At 34.7% G+C, this 13,222-nt stretch carries 12 protein-coding genes and 4 pseudogenes; 6 read left to right on the top strand and 10 right to left on the bottom strand.

The window, feature by feature from the left end:
• Positions 1 to 14: 14 nt before the first annotated feature.
• The 6 genes from N7U66_RS10630 (at position 15) to N7U66_RS10605 (ending at position 2,410) form a co-directional block, all read left to right on the top strand.
• Positions 15 to 458 carry a hypothetical protein gene (locus N7U66_RS10630; RefSeq protein ID WP_267678460.1) on the top strand — a complete coding sequence of 148 codons (444 nt, stop codon included), beginning with the start codon at positions 15 to 17 and terminating at the stop codon, positions 456 to 458.
• A 13-nt stretch (positions 459 to 471) separates the two neighbouring features.
• Positions 472 to 1,092 (top strand): ExbD/TolR family protein, encoded by a 621-nt coding sequence (locus tag N7U66_RS10625; protein ID WP_390886652.1) that lies wholly within the window; start codon positions 472 to 474, stop codon positions 1,090 to 1,092.
• Positions 1,093 to 1,116: 24 nt separating this feature from the next.
• Positions 1,117 to 1,602, top strand: a complete 486-nt coding sequence (locus N7U66_RS10620) for an ExbD/TolR family protein (protein ID WP_267678458.1) — start codon at positions 1,117 to 1,119, stop codon at positions 1,600 to 1,602.
• Positions 1,603 to 1,705: 103 nt separating this feature from the next.
• The gene (locus tag N7U66_RS10615; protein ID WP_267678457.1) at positions 1,706 to 1,951 is read left to right on the top strand and encodes a hypothetical protein; all 246 of its coding nucleotides are present in this window, start codon (positions 1,706 to 1,708) and stop codon (positions 1,949 to 1,951) included.
• On the top strand, positions 1,909 to 2,226 hold the full coding sequence (locus N7U66_RS10610) for an outer membrane beta-barrel protein (protein ID WP_313791530.1): 318 nt from the start codon (positions 1,909 to 1,911) through the stop codon (positions 2,224 to 2,226). The genes N7U66_RS10615 and N7U66_RS10610 overlap by 43 nt, the downstream gene beginning before the upstream one ends.
• 1 nt (position 2,227) lies before the next feature.
• A complete protein-coding gene (locus tag N7U66_RS10605) occupies positions 2,228 to 2,410 on the top strand; it encodes a hypothetical protein (protein ID WP_267678456.1) in 183 nt (60 codons plus the stop codon).
• Here the strand turns inward: N7U66_RS10605 and N7U66_RS10600 are convergent, their stop codons facing one another.
• The 10 genes and pseudogenes from N7U66_RS10600 to N7U66_RS10555 form a co-directional block, all read right to left on the bottom strand.
• A complete protein-coding gene (locus N7U66_RS10600; RefSeq protein WP_267678455.1) occupies positions 2,411 to 3,016 on the bottom strand; it encodes a hypothetical protein in 606 nt (201 codons plus the stop codon).
• Positions 3,016 to 4,474: pseudogene (gene rpoN / locus N7U66_RS10595) on the bottom strand (RNA polymerase factor sigma-54). Before rpoN ends, N7U66_RS10600 begins: the two are co-directional and overlap by 1 nt.
• Positions 4,475 to 4,557: 83 nt before the next feature.
• A pseudogene (gene asnS / locus N7U66_RS10590) lies at positions 4,558 to 5,989 on the bottom strand (asparagine--tRNA ligase).
• Between the two features lie 36 nt (positions 5,990 to 6,025).
• Positions 6,026 to 8,445 (bottom strand): annotated as a pseudogene (locus tag N7U66_RS10585) (efflux RND transporter permease subunit).
• A 63-nt stretch (positions 8,446 to 8,508) separates the two neighbouring features.
• Entirely contained in the window at positions 8,509 to 9,768 is a 1,260-nt protein-coding gene (locus N7U66_RS10580; protein ID WP_267678454.1) for a hypothetical protein, read from the bottom strand.
• 1 nt (position 9,769) lies between these two features.
• Complete coding sequence (locus tag N7U66_RS10575) at positions 9,770 to 10,366, bottom strand: peroxiredoxin family protein (protein WP_267678453.1); 597 nt, start codon at positions 10,364 to 10,366, stop codon at positions 9,770 to 9,772.
• 216 nt (positions 10,367 to 10,582) lie between these two features.
• On the bottom strand, positions 10,583 to 11,140 hold the full coding sequence (frr, locus tag N7U66_RS10570; RefSeq protein ID WP_267678452.1) for a ribosome recycling factor: 558 nt from the start codon (positions 11,138 to 11,140) through the stop codon (positions 10,583 to 10,585).
• 67 nt (positions 11,141 to 11,207) lie between these two features.
• Positions 11,208 to 11,916 (bottom strand): annotated as a pseudogene (pyrH, locus tag N7U66_RS10565) (UMP kinase).
• Positions 11,917 to 12,185: 269 nt separating this feature from the next.
• Positions 12,186 to 12,518, bottom strand: a complete 333-nt coding sequence (locus N7U66_RS10560) for a hypothetical protein (RefSeq protein ID WP_267678451.1) — start codon at positions 12,516 to 12,518, stop codon at positions 12,186 to 12,188.
• Between the two features lie 99 nt (positions 12,519 to 12,617).
• Positions 12,618 to 13,097, bottom strand: a complete 480-nt coding sequence (locus tag N7U66_RS10555; protein ID WP_267678450.1) for a hypothetical protein — start codon at positions 13,095 to 13,097, stop codon at positions 12,618 to 12,620.
• Positions 13,098 to 13,222: the final 125 nt, after the last annotated feature.

The raw sequence follows: 13,222 nt of genomic DNA, 5'->3' as shown, positions 1-13,222 counted from the left end.
AACGAATAAAGATTATGCATAAATTTTTAAAAATAGTTGTAGCCTTATTAAGTTTAATAGGTATCGTTTCTTTATTCCGTATTATCGCAGAAGGTAATGAGGGAATGAAAAAGGCATTTGCATCAGGCGACACGACTCTATTTGAGCCTATGGCTTGGGTAGCCTACATTATATTAGCATTAACATTGGTATTGGTGGTATTCTTTGTTTTAAAAGGGTTATTTACACATACGTCATCGTTAAAAAGTACTTTAATAGGTGTAGGTGTTTTCTTAGCCATTTTAGCGATTGCTTTTGTAGTGTCTGCTGGTGATGAAAGAGCTTATTTTTACAACAACATGCAGGCAACTGCGAATGAGTCTCAACTTGTAGGAGGCGGATTAATCGCTTTTTATGTACTAGCGGTTATTGCAGTACTTTCAATGGTATTCACAGGAATTAAAAAAATGATTAGATAATTATGGCAAGAAGATCAGCACCGAAGTTAATGCAGGCTCTATGGCTGACATTGCCTTCTTATTACTAATATTCTTTTTAGTAACAACAGATATAGCGACCGATTCAGGGTTAAATAGAAAGTTACCACCATGGGAGGAGGATCCACAGGATACCGAGGTAGTTATAAAAGAAAAAAATATCTTTACTATTAATGTGAATAGTGCCGATAGGATAATGGTGACTCAAAAAGGGGAATCGGATCCTATTGACTTAGATAACTTACGTAAAGAAGCGGTTAAGTTTTTAGACAATGGTGGTGGCAAAGGCGCAGATGCTTGTAAGTACTGTAAAGGAGCCAGAGACCCAAGATCTTCAGATAATTTTGACAAAGCGGTAATTTCTTTAAGTAATAACCGTTTAACAAAGTACAAAACGTATATTGCTGTACAGAATGAAATTATTGCTGCTTATAATGAAATTAGAAATAGAGAATTTATAAGAGAGTATCCGGGAGAAGGTATAAATTATGTTCAGGCGAACGATGAGTATTTAGATCCAGCAACGCCGCCTAACAGAAGAGAAAATTTGAAAACAAAGCTAGAAGCTATTAGAATTCTAGTACCGCAAAAGTTCTCTGAAGCAGAAACAAAGTAAAGTTTAATTAGATAAAATAATTTTATGTCTAAATTTAAAAAGAAAAAAGATGGAGGTTTACCTCCTATTTCAACAGCATCTTTACCAGATATTGTATTCATGCTTCTGTTTTTCTTCATGGTTGCTACAGTAATTAAAGAAGATAACTTAAAGATTCAAAACAATTTGCCACAGGCAAATCAAATTGAAAAGCTTGATAAAAGAAAGCCTATTAGTTATATCTATATTGGAAAACCGAGTCGGAACTATGTCGATACTTATGGAACAGAAGATAGGATACAGTTAAATGATGCTTTAAAAAGCCCGGATGCTGTTCAAGCATTCATTGCTTCAGAAAGAGCGGCTTTACCGGAAGAACTCGTACCGCTTTTAATAGTATCATTAAAAGTTGACAGAGATGCTAAAATGGGGGCATTAACAGACGTGAAACAAGAATTACGTAAAACAAATGCACTAAAGATTAATTATACAACAAAGAAGGGAGAATCGATTTCTTCAAGTCGTAATTAATCTATATTCTTAATTTTATAACCTAAAGCGTTTTGATTTTCAAAACGCTTTTTGTTTTTTTATACTTGGTTTACGATTCGACTCCATATAGTAATAAGTTATTATGAAATTTACATGGCTCTTTATTTTGTTTTTCGCACTCATGGCTAAAGTTGGGGCACAGGAAATAGAGTTACTATCTGAAACACATTTAGATTCGCTTTATAAAGAAGATCAATTTTATATTGGCATTACTTCTAACCTCATTGGTAAAAAGCCTTCGGGCTATCTCAAAATGGGTTTTCTAGCGGTTTTCATGCAGGTTTTATTAAAGATATTCCTATTAATAAAAAAAGAAATCATGCCATAGGAGTTGGTTTGGGACTGTCTTTAAATTCTTATAATCAAAATCTTTTAATGAGATCCTCTGAAGATACTGGTGAGACCTTCCAAATAATCGATGATAGCCAAATAGAATTCTCTAAAAACAAATTCTCCACGTATATGTTAGAGGTACCCATAGAATTCAGATGGAGAACTTCTTCTCCCTCAGAGTATAAATTTTGGCGTATTTATACGGGATTAAGATTGGGCTATGTTGTTGCTAGTAGTAGTAAGTTTGAAGGAGAACCGAGAGAATATTAAATTGTCTAATTTAAATGCTTTAAATGCAATGCAGTATGGTGCTTCTATTAGTGCGGGCTATAATACCTGGAATGTGTTTGTTTACTATGGCTTAAATGCAATATTCAAAAGTGACACACAAGTAAGCGCTGAAACCATAGAAGCTAATGCTATTAAAATTGGGTTAATGTTTTATATCCTTTAATTACAACCAGTACTGTAACAATAGTAATTGTGGAAAAAAACCAATACAAAAACCAAAAACCAATTCTACCCCGGTGTGTGCTTTTAGGTGTAATCTAGAAGTCCCAACAGCTCCAGCAATTAAAGCGAATAACGCGAGTGAACCGTTTATGTTTTTGCTAAAGTGTAACGACAAACCAATAGCGAACATAAAAACACCTGCAATAGCGATCATATGAATGCTGGCCTTAAATTTAAATAGGGCGAGAACCAAACAGACCATGGTAGACATGAGTATGCCTACAAAGAAATAATACAATTCTATAATTTGATTGGAAGGCAACACTCTTAGAATAATGAGAAGTGTGATAATTAGATTTAAAGCGAGCGGTATAATGCGCTCTTTGGTAGTTTTTAGATATATAGAATGGGTTCTACCCAACGTTTTTAGTAGAAAGTATATTAGTATAGGTAATAAAATAGTTAAAATGACTAAAGACACGATTTTCGCATTTTCCAATTCTTTAGGAAAATATCTAGGCGTTTTAGAAAAATAAAAAATAACCCCCAACAGAGGCATGATGATAGGATGAAAAATAAACGATATACTTTTAAGAATCCAGCTCATTAGAGTTCTTTACGGAGTCTAGCAACAGGGATGTCTAACTGCTCGCGATACTTGGCAACTGTTCTACGCGCTATAGGGTACCCTTTTTCTTTCAAAATTTTGGCTAAAGCTTCGTCTGTTAACGGTTTCTTTTTGCTTTCCTCCTCAATAACCGTTTCTAAAATTTTCTTGATCTCTCGGGTAGAAACCTCTTCACCTTGATCATTCGTCATCGACTCGCTAAAGAATTCTTTGATTAGTTTTGTTCCATAAGGTGTATCTACATACTTACTATTTGCGACCCGTGATACCGTAGAAACATCCATTTCAATTTCATCGGCAATATCTTTCAAAATCATAGGTCTCAGTTTACGCTCATCACCAGATAAAAAGTATTCTTTTTGATAATGCATAATGGAACTCATGGTAACAAATAAGGTCTGTTGGCGTTGTTTTATAGCTTCTATAAACCATTTTGCGGCATCCAATTTTTGCTTAATAAATTGTACGGCATCTTTTTGTGCTTTCGATTTATCCTTAGACTCCTTATAACCCTTTAGCATATTGTTATACTCCCTAGATACATGCAATTCGGAGCATTCCGTCCATTAAGGGTTAATTCTAATTCCCCTTCAACAATGTTAATGGCAAAGTCTCGTACCACATGCTCCACCATTCGTGTGTTTCGCGAATAGCTTCCTCCAGGTTTTGGATTGAGTCTTTCAATTTCGTGTACCGCATCTTTAAGTTGGGCCTCACTCACATCAAACTTTTGCATTAATTTTTTATAATGCTTTTTGGTAAATTGGTCGAAGGCCTTATTTATAATATCAGAAGCTAATTCAATATCTGGACTTTGCTCTTTTCGCTCTAATTGAATGCTTAGACATTCTTGTAAATTACGAGCACCAACGCCGAGATGGGTCCAATTGATGTACTATTTTGAGTACGCGTTCAATTTTATCTTCGGTCGTATAAACATTTTGAGTAAATGCTAAGTCATCCATAATATCACTTAAGTCCCGACGGATGTAGCCACTTTCGTCCACGCTACCTACTAAAAACTCGGCGATATCACGCTCTTCATCATTTAATCTGTAGGTGTTTAACTGGCTTACTAAGTGTTGTGTAAATGAGGTGCCGGACGCATAGGGGATACTTTTTTCATCATCATCTGCACTGTAATTGTTAACACTAGTTCTGTAGTCTCGGAATCTCATCATCACTAAGATAATCATCCACATTAATGTCATCATTGCCTATAGATTCACTATCATCAAAATCGTCATGGGTATTATCCATGTCCTCATATTCATCAACTTTTTCTTCTTTTCCTGTATCTAGTGCAGGGTTTTCTTCTAACTCTTGCTTTAAACGCTGTTCAAAAGCTTGTGTAGGCAACTGTATCAATTTCATTAATTGAATTTGCTGCGGAGACAATTTCTGCGATAATTTGAACTGTAAATATTGTTTAAGCATGAATAATTTTTGATTTCATTAAATGTAGTAAAACTATTTAAAAAAACCTCACAGGTTTTTAAAACCTGTGAGGCTTATTAATTTTAAAACTCAGCATTTTGTGGCGTCCTTGGATAAGGGATGACATCGCGAATGTTGCCCATTCCTGTGGTAAACATTACTAAGCGTTCGAAACCTAAACCAAAACCGGAATGTACGGCGGTTCCATATTTGCGTAAATCTAAATACCACCACAAATCTTCTTCAGGAATATCTAAAACCGCCATTTTTTCTTTTAATACCTCCAAACGTTCTTCACGTTGTGAGCCTCCAACCATTTCTCCAATGCCAGGAAATAAAATATCCATAGCGCGAACGGTTTTGCCGTCTTCATTTAAACGCATATAAAAGGCTTTAATATTCGCAGGGTAATCAAACAAGATTACCGGACATTTAAAGTGTTTTTCTACAAGAAAACGTTCATGTTCTGATTGTAAGTCGGCGCCCCATTCTTCAATGATATAATTAAATTTCTTTTTCTTATTTGGTTTTGAGTTTTTAAGAATATCAATCGCTTCGGTATAGCTTACTCTTTTAAAGTTGTTTTCGGTAACAAATTTTAGTTTTTCAATTAAACGCATGTCACTGCGTTCTGCTTGAGGTTTTACTTTTTCTTCGTCGAACAAACGTTGGTCTAAAAATTCTAAATCTTCAGCATTATTTTCAAGGATGTATGTGATCACCGATTTCATAAAATCTTCTGCCAAGTCCATGTTTCCTGCTAAATCCATAAAAGCGACTTCAGGTTCAATCATCCAAAATTCAGATAAATGACGTGAGGTATTCGAGTTTTCAGCTCTAAACGTAGGTCCAAAAGTATAAACTTTCCCTAAAGACATGGCATAGGTTTCGGCTTCCAATTGTCCGAGACACCGTTAAATTAGTCTCCTTTCCGAAAAAATCTTCTTTATAGTTTACCTCTCCGTTTTCATTTAAAGGAGGGTTTTTGGCATCCAAGTTTGTTAAACGAAACATTTCTCCAGCACCTTCTGCATCACTGCCTGTAATAATTGGGGTGTGCATGTAATAAAACCCGTTCTCATTAAAGTATTTATGAATCGCAAATGAAAGTGAAGAGCGTAAACGCATGACGGCACTAAATGTGCTGGTTCGCGTACGTAAATGTGCATTTTCTCGCAAAAATTCAAACGAATGTTTTTTGGGTTGAATGGGATAGGTTTCAGGGTCACTATCTCCTAAAATTTCTATGGAGGCCACCGCAATTTCAACGTTTTGACCTTTGCCTTGACTCTCAATTAATTCTCCTTTAATATGAACGGCAGCACCTGTTGTTATACGTTTTAATGTACTTTCATCTGTATTTTCAAAATCAACAACACATTGAATATTATTAATTGAAGAACCGTCATTTAAAGCAACAAAACGATTGGCTCTAAATGTTCTTACCCATCCTTTTATATCTACTTCTTGAAGCTTCGTTTCTTTTAATAATTGGGCAACTGTTTTTGTGGTCATTTTAATACGTGTTTTATGGCAAATATAATTAGTTTTTTATTCCGATTCACTTGAAATGTCATCATCATCGTCATCACCTTCAATGGGTATAATATTGATTGCTGGTTTTTTTAGAATTTCTTTATTCGCTATGTTGCGTTCCAATGACAATAATAATGAAGGTAGAAGTAATAAGTTTGATAGCATGGCGAATAATAGCGTTACAGAGACTAATGCGCCAAGGGCAACCGTACCTCCAAAACTGGAGATAGTAAAGACAATAAAACCAAAGAATAATACGATAGAGGTATAAAACATACTTACACCAGTTTCACGCAAGGCCGCGTAAACCGATTTTTTAATCTTCCAGTTATTGGCTTGTAACTCTTGTCTGTATTTTGCTAAAAAATGAATGGTATCATCGACTGAAATACCAAAGGCAATACTAAAGACTAATATCGTGGAAGGTTTAATTGGGACGCCTAGATAGCCCATTAAACCGGCTGTAACCACCAAGGGTAACAAATTAGGAATCAAGGAGACTACAATCATTCGAAATGAACGAAACATATACGCCATAAATAGCGATATAAGGATAATGGCAAGTGATAGCGATAGGGCCAAATTTTTAACCAAATAAGTAGTTCCTTTTTGAAAGACCAAAGCCTTACCAGTCATGGTAACATTGTATTTTTCTTCCGGAAATACCTTGGCGATTTTTTGATTTAAGTTTTCTTCAATACGTTCCATTCTATCTGTTCCAATATCTTTCATAAAGGAAGTGATACGGGCATATTGACCTGTAGAATCCACAAAGTTTTGTAATAAATTAACATCACCAGTAACCTGAATTTTTAGCAAATGGTAAAATAAAAGCCTCCTCTTGTTTTGTAGGTAATTGGTAATATTTTGGATTGCCATTATAATAAGCCTGTTTTGAATATTTCACTAAGCTCACTACAGAAATGGGTCCGGATAGTTCGGGGTCTCAATAATTAAATCTTCCAATTCGTTCATGCGTTTAAGTGTGGTGGACCGCATCACGCCTTTTTTACGCTTCGTATCAATCATGATTTCCAACGGCATAATGCCGTTAAACTCTTCTTCAAAAAAACGGATATCACTAAAGAACTCTTGATTTTTAGGCATGTCTTCTATAAGACTTCCTGAAATTTTAATTTTGTAGATTCCAATCATACAAATGACTAAAAGGGCTAATGATACGATATAGATAGCAATTCGTTTGCCACGTACCATGCGCTCTGTCCAATCTACAAACCCACCAATCCAGCGTTTATTTAAATGCTCTAAATGCCGGTCTTTTGGGTAGGGTAAAAAGGTATAAATTATTGGAATAATTAATAAACACAGAATAAAAATAGCCGAGAATACTTAATGAGGCGACCACACCAAATTCTTTTAGTAATTTACTTTCTGTAAAAATAAACGTCGCAAAACCGGAGGCTGTGGTAACATTGGTCATCAAGGTGGCATTACCCACTTTAGTAATAACACGCTGTAAAGATTTTACTTTGTTTCCATGAGACTTCACCTCATGTTGGTATTTATTGATGAGAAAAATACAGTTGGGTATTCCTATAACTATAATTAGTGGTGGAATTAAAGCCGTTAAAACGGTAATTTCATATTTTAATAAACCTAAGATGCCCAAGGTCCACATCACGCCAACACAAACGACGATTAGCGAAATGAAAGTAGCACGAAGGGATCTAAAAAACAGGAAGAAAATAAAAGAGGTTACGAACAAGGCAGCACCAACAAACAGTCCAATTTCGTCGACAATATTTTGAGCATTAAGTGTTCTAATATAGGGCATACCAGAAACACGAACATCCATGTTATATTGCTTTTCAAAGGCTTCTATTCTATTAATAAGATTAGAATACACAAAATCTTTCCTGGCAGGTGTATTAACAATCTCTTTATTTAGATAAATGGCGGTACGAACAGTTTTCGTTTCTGTATTAAAAAGGAAATTGTCGTAAAAAGGGTATTGCTTAAAAAGTTCTTCTTGTAACCTGTCAATTTGTGCCATTGACGCAATAGAATCTTTAATAAAAGGTTCTAAATCGAATTTTTGGGCACTATTATTTTTAACCAGTTTTTGTAAATCTTTTATAGATACAACGGTTTCAACGGCTTTATCACTTCTAAAACTTTCTGAGAGCCTGTTCCAAGCATTTAACTTTTCAACAGTAAAAAGCGTCGTGTCTTTTACACCAAATACAATTAAATTGCCTTCTTCTCCAAAGATTTCAAGAAATTTATTGTACTCAATATTAACTTCATGATCGTCTCGGTAAAAGATTGGCTTCCGTGTAGGTAAAACGCATGTATTTCCATTGCGTACTAAATAAAACCGTAATGATAATAAGACTTAAGAGAATACCAATTTTATTCCGCAAGATGAGTCTTGCAACGACATCCCAAAATTTAGATTTTTTCTGTTTTGACATTGGCCTTTTAAAGTAGGCCGTAAAGGTATGTAAAAGCTATAAAATTTCGCTATAAATTTGCATTTATAATGTGATGTTAAAGGTGAATTTGAAGGCAATATTATCTTCTTCAAGAGGTAAATGGTAAGGTCCATACCTATACGTTAGACTCAGCCCGAAACCAAAAAGCAACTTGTTAATTTCAAAACCGCTTTCCATATAGCCGTGCTTGAGAGTACTAAAATTCACCTTTTGATGTCTGCCAACGTTATTCATATTCCCAATGGCGTAACGTGAAATGAGCACCAATTGCGGGTTGAATTTATTTGCAATGTGAAACGGTTTAACATAATGTTTAAAAACTAGGGTGGCGTAACGATCGGAAAAGAATTCATTAAAATACATCGTTTCAAAACTATTGATTCCTGCCACTGAGAACCGCTGTAAAATGGTTTCTTTTCTTATATTATTAGGGTAGGCATGATATAAGTGGGTTAAAGGGGTGTCGCCATGTGCAATGCCTGCCGAAAATGTAGCGACAGAGTAAGAATCTGCGTTGTAAATTATCTTATGAATGGTTCTGAAATCTAATTTCGAAAAATTAAAGTCGGCATTGAGCACCTCTCTAAAGCTCTTAGAGTATTGTAGGGTAAACTTAGGGTAGCCGTCTTTGAGTTCTTTAGTGGTTCCTTCCTTAGTGACTTCATATGCGCTAAAAGGGTTCCATTGCAGGGATGCTTTAGCTCTTGTGGTTTCGAAAGCGCCATAGGAGCGGCCGTTTAAAACATAATTATAATCATAAGTGGGACGAATATTACTTACTGAAAATTCTGTTTCAACCAGTAACTTGGGATTTAATTCGTGCTCAATGTTTATAGCAGTCGTAATGTGTTTATGAAATAAATCGATATTTAACAAGCGCGGTTCGAAGAAAGAGAAAAAGCGACCATCTGTGAGAAAATCGGAGCTTCCTGTTTCTTGCAAATCATCTTTATACGAGAAGTTTATCCAAGTTTTTGTTTCCGGATGCACTCTAAAACCGCCGCCTATTTTGTACTTAAACCGATGGTCGACAAAACCATAGACTACATAAGAATCAATTCTGTACTTTTCTGAAAAATTATCATTGGTAATCCCGCCTAACCCCGTTCTAAACCCCTCATATTGATTAAATTTCACGAGGTAGCGCAAATCAAAATTCCATACTTTTGTAGGAAAGAAACCGTTTCCAATTTGTTTTAATAACACATCAGAACTGGTACTGTCTTTCTCTGTTTTGGGTGTTTGTGACCGGACGTATAGAGAAAAGAAACAAAAGACAACTAGGGTTAACTGTTTTCGCATATTATTTTTCGAGTTGCGAATTAATAGATTTTGATAATACGGTTTTAATATTGGTTCTGTAACCTAATTCTTTGAGTACGATTTCTCCTTTTTTATTAATCACCATACTTGTTGGGTAGCTTTGTACTTGGTAACTCGTGATCACATCATTCGCATTTGCAGCAATCGTATAATCGAAGGTCTGCTCCTCTAGAAATTGTTCCACCACATCTTTTTTATTAAAGGTAATGGCTAAAAAAACCACTGCTTTATCTTTGTAATCTTTAACTAAGCTATTTAAATTGGGCATTTCTTGTATGCAAGGGCCACAATTAGTAAACCAAAAATTAAGCACCACTACGCTTCCTTTTAACTCTGAAAGTTTGATGGTCCTCCCGTTTAAATCACGAACAATAAAGTCTAACGCTTTTTCCCCTTTTACGAATGCGGCTTCCGGATTTTTCATAATTAAAACAGGGCGATTATTTTTCTTTTGAAACACTAGCGTTTTTATCTTATTGTTAGCGTCGACATAAAATAGGGGCTTGTATTGGGGATTAGACATCAATTTCAATTGCGACTGAGGCAAAATTTCGCCTTGTTCATTTAAGAGTAGCACTTACGGTGTTATCTTGATTTGCATAGTAGCCACCTGCTCATCGGAAAGGAGGTGTTGATTTTCCGGAATGAATGTATAGTCTTGTGCGTTGCTGATCATTAAAAATAAAAACGCACAACAAAAACTGAAGGATTTAAAATAGCACATAATATTATATATAGATAAAGTTAAGTGTTATTGCTATAAAAAAAGCGACAATTAAGTCGCTTTTAACTTTTAAACCGTCATAATCTCGGTGTCTTTATTGGCATAGAGCTCATCGATACGCTTAACAGCTTTGTCTGTTAACGCCTGAACATCTGCTTCGGCATTTTTTTGAAGGTCTTCAGAGGCGTCCTCCAGTTTTTTTATTTCATTATTCGCATCTTTTCTAGCATTACGCACGCCCACTTTAGCGTCTTCAGCTTCGGCTTTTGCTTGTTTTGCGAGTTGTATTCTGCGTTCTTCGGTTAAAGGCGGGACGTTAATGATTAGAAGTTCGCCATTATTCATGGGATTAAAACCCAGATTAGCAATTAAAATCGCCTTTTCAATAGGTTGAATCATGTTCTTTTCCCAAGGTTGAATGGTGATGGTTCTACCATCCGGGGTATTCACGTTCGCCACTTGACTCAAAGGCGTTTGCGAACCGTAATAATCTACCATGACGCTCCCTAGCATCGCAGGACTAGCTTTTCCGGCTCGAATGTTTACAAACTGTTTCTTTAAGTGTGTGATGGCGCTATCCATGGCCTCATTAGCACTGTCTATTATAAATTGAATGTCTTCGTTCATTATTGAAATTTTTTAATACTATTCGGGCATTTCAAAAACTACGCCGAATTTTCACAAAATAAAAATACTATAAACTTACTTGAGTTCCAATATTTTCACCACAAACTACTTTCATTAAATTACCTCTCGTATTCATATCGAAGACTATTATTGGTAATTCGTTTTCTTGACTTAGCGTAAAAGCCGTGGTATCCATAACTTTTAATCCCTTTCTTAGTACATCTTCAAAGGTGATGTGGTCGAATTTTATGGCTTTATCATCTTTTTCTCGGATCCACATTGTAGATGCCATCCACACGGGTCCCTTTTAAAATCACATCGGCTTCAATTTCTATGGCCCTTAACACGGCAGCAGAATCTGTGGTGAAATATGGGTTTCCTGTACCACCTCCAAAAATCACAACACGTCCTTTGGTTAAGTGACTCATGGCTTTTCGTCTAATAAAAGGCTCTGCCACTTCATTGATTTTTATGGCTGTTTGTAAGCGGGTTTTCACACCTGCATCTTCTAGTGCATTTTGTAAAGCCAAACCGTTAATTACAGTGGCCAACATGCCCATATGATCGCCTTGAACACGATCCATACCATTCATGGCGCCGGCGACTCCTCTAAAAATATTACCACCACCAATGACGATAGCGACTTCAATACCTTTTTCGGTAACGGCCTTTATGTCTTCTGCATATTCAGATAAGCGTTGGGGGTCGATACCATATTGGCGGTCTCCCATGAGGGCTTCACCAGAGAGTTTGAGGAGAATTCTTTTGTATTTCATAGAAAATAAGCTGTATCAACGGTTTATAAGATTCCTTTAAGTTAGCAACAAAGGTTTAGCAAAACTAAGTGTTTTTCAGCATAAAAAAAACCACTAACTCTAAAAAGAGCGTAGTGGTTGGCTTTTTAATTGTTTAAATAACTCAATTTTTATTCTTTCTTAATTTTTCAAAAAATGGACCTCTGCCTAGATTTGAATAAGAATAATCTTTTATTGTTCCATCATATGTAACTTCCCACATTATATGTTTTTTAGTTTTATCCTTTTCCCTAAGTAATAGTTCTCGGATGTATATTGGCGACAATAAAAATACGTATTCCACTAAAACCTTTATTTATAAGACTTAATTCATTATGGGTTTCGCAAGCAGAGGTATCTTTAAAAAAATCTTCCGGATTGATATAGTCTATAGTTTTAATATCTATTCTTTTGCCTAAGCTATATAAAGACTTCTCTTCTCCTAATGGATTATTGATTCTTAAAAAATAATTATCAGTTGAAAATCTTTTATCGTCACTTTTAATAGTGAATTTAGCTCTGTATGCCCCCGAATTACCAAAAAAATCGGTACGATTAATGTAAAAACATACGTCTTGAACCATGGCTTTATCTTGGGCAAAACTCATTAAAGAAAATCCAAATGCTATTAAAAAAAATACTTTCTGTATATTAATATACTATAATTTGTTAAATGATTTGGATCAGAGCTTTGCCTTCATATTCTTTAAAGTAACCTTTTTTGCAATCAGAAATTTATTACATTTATCATCCTTATTAGAGATATAAACGTTATCAAACGATTTTATAGTATTTATTAAGTTTTCAAAATCTCTTGCATTTAATATTTCCTCATAGGTTAACCAATTTGTAATGTTAGCTTCATTAATTAAAATTTGTGGATTATTGTCTTTAACATTTTTGTAAATTAATTCAATGAGTTTTAATTTTCTACTTTTCGAAAATATTCTTTTACCCAATTTCCCTTTTTCATTAATATAAAATTCATATTCTAAGTTATTTGAATTAAGGTTTAGCCTAAAAATTTTTAAACTAATTGAATCATTTTGTGCATTTATTGTGTCTAAAGCAACTTCATTATTAATTAAAATATACAAATCTTCATTTTGACAATAGGTTAAAGAACTATATAAACAAATAATAAATATTAATATTTTTTTCATGGACAAATATTGTTAGTGTTCGAAATTTTATTGTTAATATCACTTATATATAAAAGTTTTGATATTTGAGTAGAATAACTGTTTAAGTATGAATTATAACCGTCCGTCCCTTCTAATCCTATCCA

Origin of the sequence: Lacinutrix neustonica, assembly GCF_026625145.1 — a bacterium.
GTDB classification, from domain to species: Bacteria; Bacteroidota; Bacteroidia; order Flavobacteriales; family Flavobacteriaceae; genus Lacinutrix; species Lacinutrix neustonica.
This window is presented reverse-complemented; position numbering and strand designations above follow the sequence as displayed.